At 69.0% G+C, this 19,204-nt stretch carries 19 protein-coding genes; 10 read left to right on the top strand and 9 right to left on the bottom strand.

Features of this window, described 5'->3' with window-relative positions; all coding sequences use genetic code 11:
* Nucleotides 1-17 precede the first annotated feature (17 nt).
* Genes BM417_RS39200 through BM417_RS39180 form a run of 5 tightly spaced genes read right to left on the bottom strand, consistent with a single transcriptional unit; the run spans nucleotide 18 to nucleotide 4,813 of the window.
* Complete coding sequence (locus tag BM417_RS39200) at nucleotides 18-761, bottom strand: SDR family NAD(P)-dependent oxidoreductase (protein WP_245822579.1); 744 nt, start codon at nucleotides 759-761, stop codon at nucleotides 18-20.
* On the bottom strand, nucleotides 758-1,714 hold the full coding sequence (locus tag BM417_RS39195) for a fumarylacetoacetate hydrolase family protein (RefSeq protein ID WP_093605024.1): 957 nt from the start codon (nucleotides 1,712-1,714) through the stop codon (nucleotides 758-760). The genes BM417_RS39200 and BM417_RS39195 overlap by 4 nt, the downstream gene beginning before the upstream one ends.
* 9 nt (nucleotides 1,715-1,723) lie before the next feature.
* Nucleotides 1,724-2,662, bottom strand: a complete 939-nt coding sequence (locus BM417_RS39190) for a VOC family protein (protein ID WP_093605022.1) — start codon at nucleotides 2,660-2,662, stop codon at nucleotides 1,724-1,726.
* Between the two features lie 19 nt (nucleotides 2,663-2,681).
* Nucleotides 2,682-3,812: an FAD-dependent oxidoreductase gene (locus BM417_RS39185; RefSeq protein ID WP_093605020.1), complete on the bottom strand. Its 1,131-nt coding sequence runs from the start codon at nucleotides 3,810-3,812 to the stop codon at nucleotides 2,682-2,684.
* 38 nt (nucleotides 3,813-3,850) lie between these two features.
* Nucleotides 3,851-4,813 carry a cyclase family protein gene (locus BM417_RS39180; RefSeq protein ID WP_093605018.1) on the bottom strand — a complete coding sequence of 321 codons (963 nt, stop codon included), beginning with the start codon at nucleotides 4,811-4,813 and terminating at the stop codon, nucleotides 3,851-3,853.
* An 85-nt stretch (nucleotides 4,814-4,898) separates the two neighbouring features.
* Between BM417_RS39180 and BM417_RS39175 the strand changes: the two genes are divergently transcribed.
* Both BM417_RS39175 and BM417_RS39170 read left to right on the top strand, forming a co-directional pair.
* Nucleotides 4,899-5,855: a LysR family transcriptional regulator gene (locus tag BM417_RS39175; RefSeq protein WP_093605329.1), complete on the top strand. Its 957-nt coding sequence runs from the start codon at nucleotides 4,899-4,901 to the stop codon at nucleotides 5,853-5,855.
* Nucleotides 5,856-5,935: 80 nt separating this feature from the next.
* Complete coding sequence (locus tag BM417_RS39170; RefSeq protein ID WP_093605327.1) at nucleotides 5,936-7,132, top strand: MFS transporter; 1,197 nt, start codon at nucleotides 5,936-5,938, stop codon at nucleotides 7,130-7,132.
* Between the two features lie 331 nt (nucleotides 7,133-7,463).
* On the opposite strand, the gene BM417_RS50005 is transcribed toward BM417_RS39170, so the two are convergent.
* Nucleotides 7,464-7,586, bottom strand: a complete 123-nt coding sequence (locus BM417_RS50005) for a hypothetical protein (protein ID WP_281251400.1) — start codon at nucleotides 7,584-7,586, stop codon at nucleotides 7,464-7,466.
* A gap of 39 nt (nucleotides 7,587-7,625) precedes the next feature.
* The gene (locus tag BM417_RS39165) at nucleotides 7,626-8,510 is read right to left on the bottom strand and encodes a peptidoglycan-binding domain-containing protein (RefSeq protein WP_093605016.1); all 885 of its coding nucleotides are present in this window, start codon (nucleotides 8,508-8,510) and stop codon (nucleotides 7,626-7,628) included.
* 479 nt (nucleotides 8,511-8,989) lie between these two features.
* On the opposite strand from BM417_RS39165, the gene BM417_RS39160 reads away from it, so the two are divergent.
* The 3 genes from BM417_RS39160 (at nucleotide 8,990) to BM417_RS39150 (ending at nucleotide 12,967) form a co-directional block, all read left to right on the top strand.
* Nucleotides 8,990-10,501, top strand: coding sequence for a sulfatase family protein (locus BM417_RS39160; protein ID WP_093605014.1), 1,512 nt, complete (start codon nucleotides 8,990-8,992; stop codon nucleotides 10,499-10,501).
* Between the two features lies 1 nt (nucleotide 10,502).
* Nucleotides 10,503-12,491, top strand: a complete 1,989-nt coding sequence (locus BM417_RS39155; protein WP_093605012.1) for a hypothetical protein — start codon at nucleotides 10,503-10,505, stop codon at nucleotides 12,489-12,491.
* 62 nt (nucleotides 12,492-12,553) lie between these two features.
* Nucleotides 12,554-12,967: a cysteine/serine endopeptidase inhibitor gene (locus tag BM417_RS39150; RefSeq protein ID WP_093605010.1), complete on the top strand. Its 414-nt coding sequence runs from the start codon at nucleotides 12,554-12,556 to the stop codon at nucleotides 12,965-12,967.
* Between the two features lie 8 nt (nucleotides 12,968-12,975).
* Here the strand turns inward: BM417_RS39150 and BM417_RS39145 are convergent, their stop codons facing one another.
* Both BM417_RS39145 and BM417_RS39140 read right to left on the bottom strand, forming a co-directional pair.
* Entirely contained in the window at nucleotides 12,976-13,935 is a 960-nt protein-coding gene (locus BM417_RS39145; RefSeq protein ID WP_177320856.1) for a helix-turn-helix transcriptional regulator, read from the bottom strand.
* Complete coding sequence (locus BM417_RS39140; RefSeq protein WP_143138997.1) at nucleotides 13,925-15,115, bottom strand: helix-turn-helix transcriptional regulator; 1,191 nt, start codon at nucleotides 15,113-15,115, stop codon at nucleotides 13,925-13,927. Before BM417_RS39140 ends, BM417_RS39145 begins: the two co-directional genes overlap by 11 nt.
* Before the next feature lie 442 nt (nucleotides 15,116-15,557).
* Here BM417_RS39140 and BM417_RS39135 point away from each other — a divergent pair, with 442 nt between their 5' ends.
* From BM417_RS39135 to BM417_RS39115, 5 genes are read left to right on the top strand one after another with little or no spacing between them, the layout of a single operon-like run.
* A complete protein-coding gene (locus BM417_RS39135; RefSeq protein ID WP_093605004.1) occupies nucleotides 15,558-16,025 on the top strand; it encodes a MarR family winged helix-turn-helix transcriptional regulator in 468 nt (155 codons plus the stop codon).
* A 45-nt stretch (nucleotides 16,026-16,070) separates the two neighbouring features.
* Nucleotides 16,071-16,805 (top strand): thaumatin family protein, encoded by a 735-nt coding sequence (locus BM417_RS39130; RefSeq protein ID WP_093605002.1) that lies wholly within the window; start codon nucleotides 16,071-16,073, stop codon nucleotides 16,803-16,805.
* A gap of 11 nt (nucleotides 16,806-16,816) precedes the next feature.
* Nucleotides 16,817-17,653, top strand: a complete 837-nt coding sequence (locus BM417_RS39125) for a glycoside hydrolase family protein (protein WP_245822578.1) — start codon at nucleotides 16,817-16,819, stop codon at nucleotides 17,651-17,653.
* Between the two features lie 20 nt (nucleotides 17,654-17,673).
* Nucleotides 17,674-18,330: a chitinase gene (locus BM417_RS39120; protein WP_245822577.1), complete on the top strand. Its 657-nt coding sequence runs from the start codon at nucleotides 17,674-17,676 to the stop codon at nucleotides 18,328-18,330.
* Between the two features lie 25 nt (nucleotides 18,331-18,355).
* Nucleotides 18,356-18,727: a peptidase inhibitor family I36 protein gene (locus tag BM417_RS39115; RefSeq protein ID WP_093604998.1), complete on the top strand. Its 372-nt coding sequence runs from the start codon at nucleotides 18,356-18,358 to the stop codon at nucleotides 18,725-18,727.
* The last annotated feature ends 477 nt before the right edge of the window (nucleotides 18,728-19,204 follow it).

The following is a 19,204-nucleotide window of genomic DNA, read 5'->3' as shown; positions in this document are numbered from 1 at the left end:
ATCCTTTCGCGCGGGTGTCAGGAGCGGAGGGCGTCGCTGATCGACTTCACTCCGCCGTGGGCGGTCAGGCCGCCGTCGACGGGGATCTCGGCGCCGGTGATGAAGGAGGCGTCGTCGCTGATCAGGAACACCACCAGTGGTGCGACCTCGTCGGCGGATCCGGTGCGGCCCAGCGGTGTCTCGGCGATGTTGGCGTCGCGGAACGCGGGGGACGCCGACGCGGTCATCGGTGTCTCGATGTAGCCGGGATGGACAGCGTTCACGCGGATGCCGCGACCGCCGAGCTCCAGGCAGGCGCTCTTCGTCAGTCCTCGCACGGCCCACTTGCTGGTGGTGTAGGCGAGCGGGTAGTGCCCGGTCAGCGCCGCCGCCGAGCCGAGGGTGACGATCGAGCCGCCGGCGCTCATCAGCGGCAGCACGGACTGGACGGCCAGCAGCACGCCGCCGACGTTGATCGCGTGGACGCGGGCGAGGTCCGCCGGATCGAGGTCGGCCAGCCGCGGGCGCAGGGTGATGCCCGCGCTGGTGACCAGGCCGTCGATCCGCCCGTACCGCCGGGAGGCGTGGGCGATGAGATCGGACCAGCCGTCCGGGTCGGTGACGTCGAGCCGGTGAAAGTCCACATCGGACTCGTCGGAGGTGTCGAGGTCGACGCCGATCACCTCGGCGCCCTCCGCGACGAGCAGACGTGCCACTGCCGCGCCCAGTCCACGACCGGCCCCGGTGACGAGCACGACCTTCCCGGCCACCCGGCCCGTCACCGGGCACGCGTCCGGGAACGGGCAGCGCGGACCGGGGGCAGTTCGATCCCGGGAACGACCCGGTTGCGGATGGTCCCGATGCCCTCGACGGTCATCTCGACGACGTCACCTGGCCGCAGCGCCGGCGGGTCCTGCTCACCGCGCCTGCCCCACAGCTCGGCGAGGCAGCCGCCGTTGCCGCAGGTGCCTGACCCGAGCACGTCGCCGGCGCGGACCCACGTGCCGCGGGAGGCGTAGGAGACCAGTTCCGCGAAGGGCCACCCCATGTTCGACAGCAGGTCGTGGCCGACCTCGACGCCGTTGACCGAAACCCGCATGTCCAGCGCGAGAAACCCGTCCTCGTCGTGGAACGGCGCGAGTTCGTCGGCCGTCACGAGCCACGGGCCGAGCGTGGTGGCGGAGTCCTTTCCTTTGGCCGGGCCGAGGCCGACCTTCATCTCGCGGCGTTGCAGGTCCCTGGCGGACCAGTCGTTGAACACGGTGTAGCCGAAGATCGCGTCACTGGCCTGAGCGGGCGTCAGTGAAGACCCGTCGCGGCCGACGACCGCCGCCACCTCCAGCTCGAAGTCGAGCAGCCGCGAGCCGGGTGGTACCGGGACGTCGTCGTGGGCGCCGATGAGCGCGTAGGGGTTGGTGAAGTAGAACGTCGGCGCTTCGTACCACTCCGCAGGTACTCCGGAACCGCCGGACACACTGGCGACGACGCCTTCCACGTGCTCCTCGAACGCCACGAAGTCCCGGATGGTGGGCGGTGTCAGCGGTGGCAGGAGCCGGGCGAGGTCGAGGGGCGTGGGTGGGCCGGTGAGTGCGGCGCTGCCGGCGGTCAGTGCCGCCGGTAGTCCTGCGCGGACGAGGTCGAGGACGGTCGTGCCGGAAGGCAGGGTGTGCAGGCCGTCGTCCGAGACCACGCCCGCGTGCACCGAGCCGTCCAGTTCGTAGGTGGCGAAACGCATCGGGGGTCCTCACACGGGCGGGGCGACGAACAGGCCCTTGTCGGGGTCGTTGAAGGACTTCTGTGCGACGAACTCGTTCATCGAGTTGGCCGTGCCCCACTGGTCGGAGACCTCGGGCCGGCTGAAGTCGTAGAGGTGCGGGTGCCAGGTGTCCTCGTCGACCAGTTCCAGTTCGGTCGTGTACTCGACGGTGTTGCCGTGCGGGTCGAGGAAGTAGCTGAAGGTGTTGTTGCCGGCCAGGTGCCGGCCGGGACCCCAGATCTTCTCCACCCCGGCCCGCAGAAGACGGCCGGTGCCTCGCATGTACTCGTCGAGGCCCCGCAGCTCGAAGGACGCGTGGTGCAGCGACGGGTGCGGGCCGCGGGCGATGGCCATGCTGTGGTGCCACGAGTTCACCCGCATGAACCACATCATCTCGCCCATCCGCGGGTGCATCAGCGTGTCGGACAGGCGGAAGCCCAGGTGGCGCTCGTAGAACGCGACGGTCCCCTCCGGGTCGGCGGAGTTGACGACCACATGCGACAGTCGCACCGGGACGGACTCGCCCTCTTCGACCTTGCGGTGCCTGCGGATCGCGACGTCGGCGCTCACCTCGATGGTGCGGCCCTCGTTGTCGAAGAACCGGAACCCGTAGCCGCCACCGGGGGTCTGCAGCACGCCGGGTTCGCTGACGAGCGTGACGCCCGAGACGGCCAGTCGTGCGGCGAGGGTGTCGACGTCGGAGGGGCTGGCGGCGCCGAACGCGATCAGGTCGATCCGCTTGTCGGCGGCCTGGCGCAGCCGGACCACGTACTGCTCCGGCGAGCCTTCCGCTGCCAGGAAGGAGATGCCGGTGTCGCCGTGCTCGGCGGCCAGCCCCCAGACGCCGGTGAAGAAGTCCTGCTGGCGGGCAAGGTCGGGCACGGCGAGGTCGACGTGCCTCAGGTGGGTGATCAGGCGGTCGGTCACGGTGATTCCTCCAGTGCGTTCACGCGGGGTTGGACACGAGGCCGGCGATGCGGCGGATGAGACCGGGCGCGTCACCCTGCTCGCGGTCGAACAGCCACTGGGCGAGCTGGTTCGACGCCGCCACGACCTCCGCGGCGCGGTCGTGGCGGCGTGCGGTGAACGCATCCCACAGGTCGTCGTCCAAGGCATCGGCCTCGATCAGCAGCTCGGTCAGCACGGCCGCGTCCTCCAGTGCCTGGGCGCCGCCCTGCGCGAGGGTGGGCGGGCACGAGTGGGCGGCGTCACCGATGAGCACGACTCGGCCGCGGTGCCACGGTGCCGGCAGCAGGTGGGTCTCGAAGTTGGTGTAGTTCACCCGGCTCGGATCGGTGAGCGCGGACCGGATGTCGTCCCACGGTCCGTGGTAGGCCGAGGCGAGCTCGCACACCCGCGCCAGCCGTTGCTCCGGTGTCAGTCCACTGTGGTCACCCGCGTCCTCGACGACATAGGCGTAGAGCGAGTCCTCGCCGGTCGGGGTGTACCCGGCGAGGTAGCACGGTCCGCCGTAGTACAGGTCGGTGCGGGTCACGCTCGGCGGGCGGTTGCCGAACACGCGCCAGATCCCCATGCCGGTCGGCTTCGGTTCCAGCTCGATGCCGAGCATCCGGCGGGTCGCCGAACGGATGCCGTCCGCACCGACCACGAGGTCGTACCGGCTCTTCGAGCCGTCGGTGAGGGTGACTTCGACGCCGGTGCGGTCCTGCTCCAGCCCGGTCACGGTGAGCCCGAAACGGGTCTTCACCCCGCTCGCGGCTGCCTGGTCCAGCAGGATTCGCGCCAGCAGCGGGCGGGGCATGCCCATCGTGGCCGGCAGGTCGGGGCCACCGCTGCGCACGTCCGGCAGCTCGACGAGCAGGGTGCCGTCGTGGTCGGGTGCGCGCAGGCCGAGGCTGTCGTAGGCGTATCCCGCCCGGCTGACCCGCTCCCACACCCCGAGCCGCCGCAACTCGCGCAAGGCGTTGCCCTGCAACGTGATCCCGGAACCGATGGCGGCGACGTCGGGCTTGATCTCGATGAGATCGACGGCCACACCGTGGCGTGCGAGCTGGATCGCCGTGGCCGTCCCGGCGAGACCACCGCCGATCACGAGCACGTTGTTCACCGCGGGCATGAGGACTCCTTCGTCCGTGCGGTCTGCTTGACTGCGACCTACTTGACTGCGATGGGGGCGACCGGGGCGCCGACCGCGCCAGTCACGGGCAACGGGGCGGCGGTCAGCCAGAACTCGTGGACGCCGTCCGTGGCGCAGTCCGCCGCGAGCGCGTCGAAGTCCCACATCTCGCCCAGGAACAGGCCGATGTGCGGGATCGCCACCTGGTGCAGCGGCTGGAACGCGCCCTCGAACTCGTTGGGCCGCACCTCGAGGCCCCACGTGTCGGTCGCGATCCCGGCGATCTCGTTGCCGTGCAACCAGTCCAGCGTGGTGAAGGACAGGCCGGGAGAGTCGCCGCCCGCGTAGTCGCCCCAGCCCTCCCGCCTGGCCCTGGTCAGCCGTCCCGTCCGCACCAGCACGAGGTCACCCCGGCCGACCCGTGCGCTGGGCCCGTGCGCGGTGATCGTGGTTTCCAGGTGCTCGGCGGTGATGGCGAAGCCGTCGGGCAGCTCACCGTTCACGCCGAACACCCGGCCGACGTCCAGCAGCACGCCGCGGCCCGCGATCAGCCCGGCCGTGGTCTCGATGCCGGTGATCCGGTCGCCCTCGCTGGTCACGACGTCACCGGCACGGCGGCCGTTGTAGGCCAGCCCGTGGTCGAAGATGTGGCCGAGGCCGTCCCACTGCGTCGACGCCTGCAACGGCATGAAGATCACGTCGTCGGCGCCGCCGATGCCGTGCGGGAAGCCCTGGGTGCCGCGCTCGGCGTCCACGCCGGTGTCGAGCATGGTGTGCACCGGGTTGGTGCGCCGCCGCCAGCCCCGCTGCGGGCCGTTCGCGTCGAACTGTTGGGCCAGCGAGAAACTCGCACCCCTGCGGACGAGCGCCGCGCCTTCCCTGCGCTTGGCGTCGGTGAGGAAGTTCAGGGTGCCCAGGACGTCGTCGGCGCTCCAGCGGCCCCAGTTGGAGCACCGCTTGGCCGCCGCCGCGATCGCGCCCTCGGGATCGTTCCGGTCCATGACCAGACGATCGCTGTCAGCGTGCACATCAGGGAAGCCGAATTCACTGATGCTGCGTATCACTGCCGTTGATACCGTTGTGGTCGTGAACCTCGCGCGCCTGGACCTGAACCTGCTGGTGGCGCTGGACGCGCTGCTGCAGCAGCGAAGCGTCACCCGTGCCGCCGAGCAGATGGGACTCAGCCAGCCGGCGGTGTCGGCCCAGCTCGCTCGTCTGCGCCGGCACTTCCACGACGACCTGCTCGCGCGGGCGGGCAACCAGTACCGGCTCACCCCGCTCGCCATCCAGCTCAAGGAACGTGTGCGGGAGGTGCTGTCCGGTGCGGAGCGGGTGTTCGCCGCCGAACCGGACTTCGACCGGGCGTCGTCGACCCGCGAGTTCTCCGTGGTGATCAGCGACTACGCGGTGGCGACCCTCGGTTCGGCGGTGGCGGGGCTGCTCGCCGCGGAGGCGCCGCGGACCAGGCTGCGGATGATCTCCAACACGACTGCGCTGGTCGACGATGCCGCGAGAACCCTGGTCGGCACGGATCTCATGATCATCCCGCACGGGTTCGTCGAGGACCTGCCCCACCGCGACCTCTACCGCGACGAGTGGGTGTGCCTCGTCGCGGCCGGCAACGACGAGGTGGGCGATGCCCTCACCGTCGAGCAACTGGCGACCATGCCATGGGTGGTCACCTACCACGGGCCCACCGCGTACACGCCCGCTGTGCGGCAGATGCGGATGTCAGGTGTCGAGCCGCGCATCCAGGTGGTCACCGAGACGTTCCTGACCGTCCCGGGTCTGGTCCGTGACACCGGCCGGGTCGCCCTGCTCCAGCGGCGTCTGGCGGACCGCGTCCCTGCCGAGCTCGGCGTGCGCGTGCTGCCGTGTCCGGTCGAGGTCAGCCCGCTGATGGAGGCCATGTGGTGGCACCCGATGCACGACGACGACCCCGAACATCGTTACCTGCGCGATCTTTTCGTGCGCGCGACCGCAGTCATGATCGGCGACGAGATCCACATCGACGGCACGGATAGTCCACTTAGGCAGAAGTGATTTCCCTGGCCGTTCACGGCTGCCGACACTTCGGTGTGACGCAGGTCATCGAGGACCGGCGCCTACCCCCGGAGATGCCCGTGTCTGACCACACGCTTTCCGCGCACCCCGTCGCCGCGCCTGTCCAGGACCCGAACACCGGCAGACCCGCCGGTACCGCCCAAGCTGTGGTGCTCCTGCTGTCCAGCTGCCTGTCGGTGCTCGGCGCGGTGCTGCTCGCACCTGTTCTCCCCGCCATCCAGAACGCCTTCGCCGACACTCCCGGCGTCGCCACACTCACGCCGATCGTGCTGACCGTGCCCGCCCTCGTCATCGGCCTCACCGCGCCCCTGGCCGGCCGCATCATCGACCGCCTCGGGCGCAAGCGGCTGCTCGTCGGCGCCCTGCTCGTCTACGCCGTCGTCGGCACCGCGCCGCTGTGGCTTGCTTCCCTGCCGCTCATCGTCGCCAGCCGCGTGCTGGTCGGCCTCACCGAGGCCGCGATCATGACCTGCTGCACGACCCTGCTCGCCGACTACTTCCACGGCGCCCAGCGGCAGCGCTACTTCGGGCTCCAGGTCGTGTACACCACCGTCGCGGCGACGGTGTTCTTCGCCGTGGGAGGACTGCTCGGCGCGACCGGGTGGCGCACCCCGTTCTGGCTCTATGCGGTCAGCCTGCCGCTCGCGTTCCTGGCCGCCCGCCACATCTGGCAGCCGCCTGCTCAGCCGCGAGCGAAGCTGCCCGCACTGCCGTGGCGGACCCTGCTGGTCCCGGTCGGCGTCAGCCTCGTCGGCGGGCTCGTGTTCTACGTTCTCATCGTCGAACTGTCCTATGTGCTCGATCGCATCGGCGTCACGTCCACAGCCACCATCGGCGCGGTCAGCGCCATCGGCTCACTGGCCACCGCGATCGCCGCCGCCGTGTACGCCCGCACCGCCCGCTTCAGTCCGGCGATCACCGTCCCGGCCGCGTTCGTCCTTTGCGGACTCGGAATCCTCGGCCTCGCACTCGCCGGCACCGTGCCGGTCGCCGCCGTCAGCGCCGTGATCGCCGGACTGGGCAACGGCCTGATGCTCCCCGCGCTGCTCACCTGGGCGCTGGGCTCCCTGACTTTCGAACAGCGCGGCAGGGGAACGGGAATCTGGACCTCTGCCGTGTTCATTGGCCAGTTCGCCTGCCCGCTTGCCGTGCTGGCTCTCGCCGCTGCCCTCGGTGGCCTGTCCGCGGCCCTGCTCGCGGTAGGAGCCGTCGCCCTTCTCGTGGCCCTCGGCGTCCGGTTCCTCCGCATCGCCTGATGGCGCAGTGGAGTGCCGACTCTCGATCCGATGTCTGGTGGTGCAAACCCTGCTGCGGAAACAGGCTCATGCGGGTGCCGCGCGCTTCCCGGAAGTCAAATGTGCATGATCAACGGGAGCTGGTCCAGTGCTCCGAGTAGTGGGTCGTCGATCGCAGAGAGCGTCCGTCATCTTGCGTCGCCAGTGCGACTGCCTGCGGTGATCGTCATGCCGCTGTTCGTCCCCGCGGTTGGTGCGGTTGCGTCGGCCGGCGTGGTGGAGGACGAACGTCACGCTGGTGGGCGACCTGCCGTCGAGTTCATCGTGGGGCGGGCGGGCTTCAGACGTGGGACTACCGGCCGGCCGCCGCCCTGCCTCGCAGGCGGCGGCCGCATTGATTCCACGAGACGATCTCGGCGATCACCCGCACCGCGGGCGTCGGCACGACGCTCTCGCAGTGCACCGGTCGCATCATTCGTGAAGTCGATGATCGGGGTGGTGTCTGGGCTTCTGGTCAGTGCGTGCGCTGGTATTCCTCCCACGTCCGGATCGGGATCCGGGGCCCGTCGTCGGGGCGGTGGTTGGCGAGGCCGTTGAAGCCGAGGTAGTAGTCACCGACCTGGTTCTGGGCCTGGGTGGCCTGGTCGGTGTCGTTGATCGCCACAGCGTGGATGTGCCACGGCCAGTCGCCCTGGGCCGGGCTGCGGACCCAGGCGGCGAAGCCGACCTGCCGCAGCGCACGGGCGACGGCGGTGCGGGTGTCGGCGGACATGCCGTCGACCTTGATGTCCACGACGCCGCCGCCGTCGTGGGTGCCGGCGGAGGTCGGGTCGCCGCCGGGGTTGTAGGAGCCCTGCGACAGCACGAGGCGACGCCCCAGCAGCCGTTCGGTCTCAGTGAGCATCGCCTGGGTGCGGGTGTCGACGACGTAGCCGTCACGCTGAACCTTCGGGCCTGGTTTGATCACGTGGGAGACGGTGAACCGGCCCTGCCCGAGCGTGGCCAGCGAACTCGCGCCGGGCAGCCCGTTCGCGGCCAGTCCGGTGTATCCGAGCGAACGCTGGTAGGCCGCGTACGCCGTGATGGTCGTGGATCCGAAGTAGCCGTCGACCCAGCGGGCGTTCAGCAGACTGCGTGCCTGGAGTGCCCGCTCGACGGCCAGCACGGAATCCTTGGCGCCCGGGGTCAGCGTGTCGTCGGCGCGCCGGGGATCGATCTGGGCGGCCAGGACGGTGGCTTCCATGTTGACGACGGGCAGCGCGGCGGCGGTTTCGGCCGGGGACGGCAGCGCCCGTGCGGCTACGGCTGAAGCCTGCGTCGCGCTCAACGTCAGGCAGCCCAGGACAGCGAAGGTCGCCAGTGCCGCAATGGCGCCCTGGGTCTTCATCTTCGTCTTCATGCGGTGTTTCTTTCCGTTCGGTCAAAGCCCGGCCACGGCCTCGGTCCAGCGCCGGGAATCGTGTGCGTGCGGCTTGTCGTGGAGGTGCGTTTCCTGCGGCCAGGGGACAGCGGGTCAGCCACACCGTTGGTCGGTCAATGCGGTGGCGTCCCCGGAGGTGGACACGGCGAGCGCCGCGGCAGTGTCTGTTTTGGACATGGTCGTTCCCTTTGTTCTGGCAGTGGGGACAGCGCGAGCGCAGTGCCTTTGGACAAGGCTCGGACATGGCGCTGACAAAGCTCTGACACGGCGATGAGCAGAGGCTGTTCCTGTGCGCCATGGGCCGTCCTGGGGCTGTCCCCGGACGCCGGACACCTTGAGTCCTGACAGTGTGATGCGGTGGAGTTGGTGCCGGCCGGTGTGCCCCGTGATCGGGAGTTGACCCTGGGGTCGCACCGAAGTAGTGCGGGATCGGTCGGCGTCACTAGCGTGCCGGGAGTATGAGACGGTTCCTTTTGGTGCTGCTGATGCTGGCCGGGACGGTCACGGCGACGGCGCCGCTGCAGGCACAGGCCTCCCGGCCCAACATCATCTTCTTCTTGGTCGACGACCTGTCGTCGGACCTGCTGAAGTACATGGACAACACCAGGTCGTTGGCGGACAACGGGACGCGATTCGCCAACTACTTCGTGTCGAACTCGCTGTGTTGCCCTTCGCGTGCCTCGATGTTCACCGGTGAGCACCCGCACAACACCGGGGTGTTGACGAACGAGGGTGCTGACAACGGTGGGTATCCGGCGTTCGAACGGCATGAGGGCCGTGCGTACGCGCCCGCGCTGCACCGGCAGAACTACCGCACCGGGTACATGGGCAAGTACATCAACGAGTATCCGGTCGGTGAGAACTTCAAGGTGCCGGTCGGGTGGGACGAGTGGCACGTCGTAGGAGGCGCCGGTTACAACGAGCGCGACTACGGCATCACCGACTACGTGCGTGAGACGGGCATCAAGCGGTTCGAGCGAGACACGGACACCTATCTGACCGACCGGCTGGCGCGTACGGCCGAGGACTTCATCGAACGGTCGCGGCGGCAGGCCCCCAACCGGCCGTTCTTCTTGCAGGTGGCGCCGTTCGCGCCGCACCAGCGCGTGCCGTACCAGCCCGGTCAGGTTGAGCCCCGGTTTCCTCCCGCACCTCGTGATCGGCCCGGTGGCGAGTTCCCGCAGGGCGACTGCGGTGGTTCGGGATGTCCGACCATCGATGTGGCGCGCGAGTTGTCGTCGTTCGACGAGGACACCTCGGACAAGCCGGGCTGGGTGAGGCGCGCACCGTTGGGCGACAACGTGGTCGACGAGTTGCGGACTGACTTCCGCAACCGCGTTCGCATGGTGCAGTCGGTCGATGACATGGTCGGCCGGGTGCTGGCCAAGCTCACTGCGGCGGAACGGGACGAGACGTTCATCGTCTTCGCCTCGGACAACGGGTTTCACCTCGGCCAGCACCGGCTGGTCCGCGGCAAGGGCACGGCGTACGACCACGACGTGAACGTGCCGCTTCTGGTCAAGCGGCCAGGTCGGACGGGGAGCGGTGACTTCGTGCGCAACGAGATCGTGCAGAACGTCGACCTGTTCGCGACGTTCCTCGACATGGCCGGGTCCGGCTCCGCTGACCGCGACGGGCGCAGCCTTCTGCCGTTGATCCGGAACCAGGACCAGCCGAACTGGCGCAACACCGCGCTCGTCGAACATCGCAGGCCACAGGGAACCGCGGCAGATCCCGACTTCGACGACCTCGCTGCTGCCACGCCGTCATACCAGGCGCTCCGCACCGTGAACGACCTGTACGTCGAGTACTCGAACGGGGAGAGGGAGTACTACGACCTCAAGGTGGATCCGTTGCAGGAAAACAACAATCCGAACAAACCGCGGGTGGGGCAGCTGGCCGGTCCACTGCGGGAGCTGGCCGGCTGCCGGCAGAACTGCTGGGCCGCGGCCCACGTGCAGGGAGGCTGAGATGAGACTGCGCAACGCACTCGCGGTCGCGCTGGTGGCTACGTGCATCAGCGTTCCTGGCAGCGCGGCGGGCACGGCCGAGCTGACCGTGTTCACGGGGGAAAGCGAGGGACCGGTGCCCGGCGCGTTTCTCGGTGTCAACCACCGCTACCCGTTCGACGGCTACGGCACGTGGGATCCGGCGAACGACCGGCCCGTACCCGATGCGCTGGAGAAGGCCCGGTCAACGGGCGTGAAGGTGCTGCGCTGGCCCGGCGGCACGGTTGCCAACACGACGCAGTGGAAGGGCACGATCGGCGCTGGCCGTCGTTGCCAGCGTGACGGGCGGATCGAGCTCGGCGACCTGGGCAACCCCGCGGACGACGTGCTGTCCGCGAGGCTGCCGTCGTACGGACTCGACGAGCACATGCGGTTCACCGCGGCGCTCGGCGCGCAGGCGCAGATCATGGTGCCGATGGCGATCGGCACCGCGGCGGATGCCGCCGACCTCGTGGAGTATCTGAACACCCCTGCCGGTGACGGCGTCAACCCCAACGGTGGCGTGGACTGGGCCGAGCTTCGGCCCGCCGGCCACCGCCAGCCCTACGGCGTCACGCGGTGGGAGCTCGGCAACGAGAACTTCCACCCCGGTCAGCGGTACTGGATGTCGCAGAACGAGGACGAGGCACTCGAGCAGTACATCCGCGGCGGCGCCCGGCGGATTGCCGGCGAACGGCTGGGCAGGCTGTCCACGCCCGGCGGGGCGTGCGGTGGCAGCACCGCGGACGTGCCCAGCGACGGCACCGCGAACCAGGTGTTCGACCTCAACTACCCGACCGCGGAGCCCGGCGACTTCGAGCTGCGCGTCGGCGGCGAGGTGTGGCAACGCGCGGAGACGCTGGGCGGTCCACAGGCCAGGCAGTACGTGCTCGACGAGTTCCGCGGCTCGGTGACGTTCGGCGATGGTCAGCGCGGCATGATCCCGCCGAGGGGCCAGGCGGTTGTTGCGTCCTACACGTCCGTCCACAAGGGATACGTGCAGTTTCGTGAGGCGATGCGGGCGGTCGATCCGGACCTGGAGGTGTGTGCGTCGTGGGGGAAGCCCGCGTTCGTGCCGAAGTTCGAAGCCATGAAGGGCAACGGGATTCCGCCGGGCAGCGGGTACGACTGCCTCTCCACGCACCCGTACACGCATTTCAGGGGGAGCAACACCGCGGACTGGGACTCGAAGGTCGAGGGGCACGACTGGCACGTGCTGGGTGCTCTGAACGAACGGCAGAAGTTCGTGGCCCTGCGCGACTCGGTCCGGCGGAACGCCTCGGGTAACCCCTACCTGACGATCTCCGAGTTCGGTGCGTTGTGGGGACCGGACGGCGGCGGGGTGTACCCCGAGTACACCTACTCGATGACGCACGCGCTCTACATGGCGAGCCAGTGGGCCGACTGGCTGGAGCTGGGTGTGCCGTGGATCGAGGGCAACGACCTGAGTTCTGACGGGATGTACACGTTGCTCGGCCGTGGACGTGTGTACTCCGCCGAGGCGTGGGCCCGGGAGGCCGTGCGGCCGATGTTCGACGCCGCTGGCGTGCGGGTGCGGCAGACGCTTTCCGGCAACCCGCAGCGCAACCCGGACGACGCCGAGATGTGCGACGGGCAGGGGACGCCGCAGGACCGGTGCCGCGACGGGTACGGCAAGCTCGCCGTGACCGCCACGCGGGCGCCGGACGGCACCGTGCACGTGATGGTGGTGAACCGTTCTCCCGTGGCGGGCGACGCGATCGACACCAGGGTGGTGCTGCGGGGGTTCTCCGGCAACGGACGCGCGAGCGTGCGCACGGTGGCGCCGGAACGGTTCTCGTCGGCGAACACGAGGGAGAACCCCAACGCGGTGGGGATGTCCGAGTCATGCCGATCCGTTGGCTCCGAAGCGTTCGGCGCGACTGTGCCGGCGCACTCGGTGACCCTGTTCACGCTTCCCCCGCAGGGACGTCCTGGATGTAGTGGTGCATAAGGGAAAACTCTGGGGTAGCACCGAGATGGGCGCAGGCGGTGAGCGTGAATAGCTTGGGTGACATGACAATCACGCGAAGGTTCCTCACCGTTCTCGGTGCGGCCACGGCGATCTCGTTGGTGGCGACGGTGGATGCCAGTGCCGCCATCCCGTTCGGCAGAGTGATCGACGGCAAGGCGACCTACTACGACGACGCAGGCCTCGGCGCGTGCGGCCAGAACATCGATGCGAGCACCGAGGTGCTGGTCGCGGTGTCGCCGGTCTTCTGGACCGCACCGAATCCCAACAACGACCGGTTGTGCCGCAACGTCTTCGTCGAGGTGACGCACAACGGCAAGAAGGTCAGGGCCAAGGTCAAGGACAAGTGCATGGGCTGCGGCCGCGACCACGTCGACCTGAGCCTGCCCGCGTTCCGGAAGCTGGCCGACCCTGGTCAGGGTGTCATCAACGTCAAGTGGAAGTTCGTGCGCGGCTAAATCGTTGATCAGGGCGGCGTGACGCCGAGCCGGAGAATCACCCGGTTCAGTTCACGCCGTCCTTTCACGTGCAGCTTGCGGTAGACCTGGGACAGGTGCAGCTCCACGGTCCTGGTGGTCACGCCCAGCTCGGCGGCTACCTCCCGGTTGCTCATGGCGCAGGCCAGCACGGCCGATCGCGACTCCTGCGGGGTGAGCAGGCTCAGCCGGTCGAGCCGTTCGCCGAGCTCGCTGGTGCGCTGGATCCACAGTGGATTGCCGAGTTGTCGTGCGATGGTGTGCGTGGTCGCGCAGGTTCGGGCGGCTTCGGCATGTCTGCCCTGGGTGGCCAGCGCTTGTGCGAGGCTGTGGCGGGCAGGGAGCACGCAGGCGCCTGATGCGCTGAGCAGGTGGACGGCTGTGGTGAGGCGGTCGACGGCGCGGGCCGGGTCGCCGGTCAGTGCCACCGCGTGCAGCGCTCGGCCCACCGCGGGTGACGCGCCCCAGCGGCGGGCAGCCACCAGTGCGGACTCGGCCAGCGATCGTGCCACCACGGGTCTGCCCGCGTCGTGGGCGCTCAGGGCGGCGGCGGAGCGCCAGGGGAGTACCGCGGGATTGGTGACGCCGCTCGCCTCGGCGGCCCGGCCCGCGGCCGTGAAGTCCGCGTACGCGCGGTCGTGATGACCCTGTTCCTGGTTGAGGCGGCCCCTGGCGAAGAAGTGTTCGGCGGACTCGTCGGGGGAGAGAAGCACTTCCAGCGCCTCGTCGTGTTGTCCGGCATCGATCAACGCGGAGGCGCGTGCTGCGGCGGTGTGGTGCGTCGGTGGTTCGGCCACCTCTCCGGCGTGGGCCAGCACGAGGAAGCAGTGGTGCGTATCGCGTGCCGAGGGATTCGACCGCAGGACATCTCTGGCGAGCGCGACAGCCGTGACGCGGTCCACGCCCCGGTTGGTCAGCTGGACCGCTCGCGCGGTGCGTTCATCGAGCACGCAGTGCTCCGGAGAGGTCCTTGCGACCACTGGCGCCGAGCTTTCGGTACACATTGGACAGATGGGCCTCGACGGTGTGGACGGTCAGGAACAGGCGTTGCGCGATGGCACGGTTGCTGAGCCCTGCTTCGGCGAGCCTGGCGACCAGGTCCTCCTGCCTGGTCAAGGCCCGTGCGGGCGCCGGGGCCAGCCGTGCCAGCGCCTCGGCGGCCTGCCGCAGGTGCGCGGGATTCTCGGTGCGGGTGGCGGAGGTGTGTGCCGAGGCGTACTCGCCGCGTGCCGCAGTGATGTCACCGCGGGCAGTCAGCCTGCGGCCCAGTTCGAGCCGGGTGGCGGCCAGCTCGTGCTGTGCGCCCGCTGCGGCCAGCAGGTCGGCTGAGTCGGCGAGCAGTGCCGTTCCGTCGTCACCGCGCACCCGTCCGAGCGTGGACAGAGCGGTGCCGACGACGCGGGGTTCACCCCAGCGGCGGGCGGCGGCCAGTTCTGCCGCAGCGAGTCGCTGGGCGAGCTCGACGCGTTGCGCGGCGTGTGCCGCGAGTGCCGCTTTTCCTCGCCACGGCAGGATTGCCGTGCTCGTCACCCCCATGGCGAGGAAGTCCTGTCCGCAGATGAGGTAGTCGAGGTAGGCGGCCAGCGGGTGGCCTTTCGCGCGGTGCACCGCTGCTCGGGCGGCGAGCAGCATCGGGCGCATCGCCGACGGTTGGCGCAGTTCGTGATCGAAGTCGTTGGCCAGCAACGTTTTCTCGGCCTCGTCCACGTCGCCCGCGTCGACCAGTACCTCGACGAGCAGCGCGGCGGAGAGCAGTCGCAGGGAACTCGTGGCCGGCGGTGTGCTCGCCAGCACGACACGCGCCGTGGTCAGGTCGCCGGACAGCCGCGCGATCTGACCGCGGACCTGTGCGTGCATGGTGTGCCGGCGGCGTTCATCGGCGAGGCCGGGGTTCACGTCGTCGAGCAGGCGTCCCGCGTGTGCGCCCGCGGTGATCAGGTCGCCGGAGGCGATGAGACCGATCATGGCGCGCCAGACGCAGACCGGGTCATCGCGGCACGAACGGGCGTCCAGCGCGGCGTGGGCGAGACGCGCGGCCTCGGGGAAGTTCGCACCGCCGAACGTCTGGTGGACGGCCTTCGAGGCGAGACAGCCGGTCCGGCGGCGATCAGGGCGAAGCATCGTGCGCATGCTGAGGTCCCCCAAGTCGGCACTTGGCGCCTGCGGACCGGCGGGCTTTCGACGCCAGCGGGCAGGGCGGTGAGATTCGGCACCGGCACGCATCGCCTGGGCAGTCGCACCCTCTTCTTCTTGTTGACTGCCTTGGCGTTCCCCATGCGTGGCTTCGGGCACGGACGGCATCGCGGCGGAGGTTTCTTCCGCTTCTCCGTGACGATCTTGATGCAGCCGACCTTGGCCGGCCGGAGTAATTCGACGCGCACAGCGGTGATCGCTGTCGCGTTGACCGGCGCCATTGACGCCAGCACGATCGCGAGAGCGCTCACACACAGTGCCTGCGTGGTTGTCACGCGGTAACGGAGCACGGACGGGACCGTACGAGGCGACTGTGCGACTGTCAATACTTGCGACAGTCTCATTGTAGGACTATTCGATTGGTGGGTATCGTCTGGGCATGCAGCCCAGGTCGTTCGCCGGTTCGCCGGACGCGCAGGTCGTCACGGGTGAGCGCGGTGCCAGGACCACGCCCGAGCGGCTGGCGGTCGTGCTGCGCCGCTACCGCGAAGCGATGAAGGACGCGCTGGAGGCGCAGGACTACCGGCCGATCCCGCCGACCGCCTACTGGTTCACGATCGAGCTGGCCCGCCAGGCGGGCACCGTCGGTGACCTGGCGCGCAGGCTCGAGATGACCAAGCAGGCCGCGAGCCGCCTCGCTGACCAGCTCGCCGCACTCGGCTACTGCGACCGCGAACGCAGCGAGACCAACCGCAGGCAGGTGCTGCTGAGCGCGACCGCGGAGGGGCAGGGCGCCGCGATGGTCCTGCTGGCCGCCATCCAGAAGGTGGACGCGAGCATGCTCGCGTCGCTGGACAAGGATCAACGCGAGGCGTTCCACCAGGCGCTCGGGCAAATGCTGGGGTAGCACCGCAGTACCCCGCCGACGTTGGCCTCATTAGCTTTTCGAGGTGTGAGAACCCAACTACGTCCACTGTGGATAGTCCTGCTGCTGGCGCTGGCCGGCTCGCTCGTCGCCGCACCGGCCTCGGCCGCTCCGCCGTACACCGTGAAGCTGGTCAACCGGACCGGCGGCCCGGTCTGGGTGGGCAGCGGCGTGAACGAGGGATCGGTGAAGATCGGCGAACTGCCGAAACTCGAGGCGGGCGAGTCTGTCAGCGTGCACATCCCACTCGGACAGAAGAACGAGTGGAGCGGCAAGTTCTTCGCCCGTCAGCACTGCAAGGGCGAACCGGGCTCGACGTTCCACTGCCTGGTGGGGGACTGCGGCGCGCGGCCGTCCCACTGCACCACCGGTGAACAGCCGGCCAGCCTGGCCGAGTTCACCTTCGCCCCGCGTGACGAGCCCGCGCCCTGGTACAACGTCAGCTACGTCAACGGCGTGAACGTCCCCATCACGATCAACCCCACGAACGGCCCGCCGCCCAACGGCCAGTTCTGCGGTACCGCCGGTTGTCCAGGAGCGCTACTGCCCGCGTGTCCTGACGCGAACCTGCGCAGGCACCCCGAAACCGGCAAGCCGATGTTGTGCGTCAACCCCAACCGGGACGCGCAGACGCCGTACAGCAACGCGATCGCCAGGGCGTGCCCGAAGGCGTACAGCTGGTCGAAGCACGACACCGAGCCGGGCAATCGCACGATGTTCAGCTGCCGCGACTGCAACAAACTGACCGTGACGTTCCACTAGTTGGGGGAGCCTTGTCAGACAAGGGAACACGCGGACCGAGCCGTCGTGCTGTGCTGTCCGCGGCGATGGTGGCGCCGTTGCTGCCGCTGGGAACGGCCGAGGCGGCGCCGGTGCGGAAGAAGGGGGTGGCGACGTGGAACATGCCCGGCATCAGGGCAGCGTTGGAGGACGTGCGTGCGGGCTGGTTCCACAACTGGGACTCGACGAGGGGTGACATCGACCCGCCGCCGGGCGTGGAGTTCGTCCCGACGATCTGGGGGCCGGACCACGTGACACCGCAACGGCTCCGCCAGGCGGCGGAGCAGGGCAGGCATCTGCTGGGTTTCAACGAGCCCGACCTGCCGGGCCAGGCGGACATGACAGTGGAACGGGCGCTGGATCTCTGGCCGAGGCTGGCTTCGACCGGCAACCGCCTGGGCGCGCCCGCCGTGGCGAGTGGCGCGGACCGGGAAGGCGGCTGGCTGGACCGGTTCCTCGCCGGAGCCCGCGCGCGGAACCTCCGCGTGGACTTCATCCCGCTGCACTGGTACGGCGCCGACTTCGGACCCGCCGCGGTCGGCCAGTTGCGCGGCTACCTGAAATCGGCGCACGACAAGCATCGGAAACCGTTGTGGGTGACCGAGTTCGCGTTGATCGACTTCTCCGGACCGGTGCCGAGGTACCCGACGCAACGGCAGCTGGCGACGTTCGCCCGCGACGCCGCGGAGATGATGCACGGCCTGCCGTTCGTCGAGCGCTACGCATGGTTCGCGCTCCCGGCCGACCGCGGCGGCACCGGTCTGTACCAGGGCACGACGCCCAACGAGGTGGGCCGTGCCTACCGATCCGTACAGGGGAGGGCCAACTGAAGTTCCGTGTCACAGGATTGTTGCTGGCGGCGGTCTTTTCCCTCGTCGCGCCACCCGCGTCGGCCGACGGGTTCATGGTCACGCCGGCCCAGTTCGACCGGATGTTCCCTCAGCGCAACGACTTCTACACGTTCGCGAGCCTGCGCCAGGCGACGAACACGTTTCCGGCGTTCGCCAATGGTGACGACAGAACTGCGCGCAGGCAGGAGCTCGCGGCGTTCCTGGCGAACGTCAGCCACGAGACCGGCGGCCTGCGGTTCGTGGTCGAGCAGAATCCCGGAGGTGACTACTGCGAACCCCGCCCGTTCGGTTGCCCGGAAGGTCCCGCCGCGTACCACGGGCGCGGGCCACTGCAGCTCAGCTGGAACTACAACTACCAGGCGGCAGGCGACGCGCTGGGCGCCGACCTCCTGCACCGTCCGAACCTGCTGCAGACCAACGCGACCCTCTCGTGGCGCGCCGCGCTCTGGTACTGGATGACTCAGAACGGCCCGGGCAGCATGACGCCGCACGAGGCAATGGTCCGCGGTCGTGGCTTTGGCGAGACCATCCGCAGCATCAACGGCGCTCTCGAGTGCAACGGTGGCAACCCGGCGCAGGTGGCCAGTCGCGTGCGCGTCTACCGCGAGTTCACCGGAATCCTCGACGTCCGGCCAGGAGACCGGTTGTCGTGCTGAGCCATCAGGGATTGGAAGCGCTGTGATGAAACAACAAACCCTCATCGTGGTGGCTGCGGCCGTGGCCGCCGGGGTGGCCGTCACGACGGTGCCGAACGCAGCTGCGACGCCGAACTGCCCAGACGGCAAATACTGCCTCTACGACGGAGCCGACTACACCGGGCGGTTGGTCGTGTCCGACACGATGATCGTCCGCCGGATGCCGCCACGCGCGGACGACCGGGTGTCCTCGATCATCAACAACACCGGCATGGACCTGCACCTGTTCGTGGATCCCGATCTCAACGGGTTCGGCTGGCAGGACTTCAACGGGATCGTGCGCCGAGGCGCAAAGGTCTCGCTGGCCAGGCCGAGGTCGAACGACAACAAGCTTTCCTCGTACTTCCTCTGCGGGTGACGTCTGGAGCCACGTTGCATGCGGGTGGTAGTTGTTGTGCCACAGAGACTCCTTTGCTCGGCTGGCCACACTGAAAGCTGACCTGGAAGAACAGGCCGGAGCACGCCGCTCGGTCGTTTCACGACTGGGGGTCAAGGGGTCGCAGGTTCAAATCCTGTCGTCCCGACGGTCTGAATCAGCCCGCTGATTCTGGGTTGAAAGCCCAGGTCGGCGGGCTTCTTCGTGCGCCCGAAACGATCTTCGATTGATCATCAATTTCATGATCAACAGGCTGACGAAGGAGCCAAAAAGGAGGCACTGGCTCCTTCGTTTTGACTAACGCCAAATGGGGTCACCACGAACGGGTGAACCGAACGACGCTGAGCTGGCGTCAACCGTCCCGTTCTGACTTCATCTGCGGTCAACGGGCCGTGACTGGTAATGGGTCGACCGGTGCAGGAGGCGGTCACGTCGAAGTCGTGAACGTGCTCGAACCTC

It is taken from the genome of Lentzea waywayandensis, assembly GCF_900115955.1.
Classification (GTDB): domain Bacteria; phylum Actinomycetota; class Actinomycetes; order Mycobacteriales; family Pseudonocardiaceae; genus Lentzea; species Lentzea waywayandensis.
Note: the sequence above shows the minus strand (reverse complement) of the source record. Positions and strands in the feature narration are given on the sequence as shown.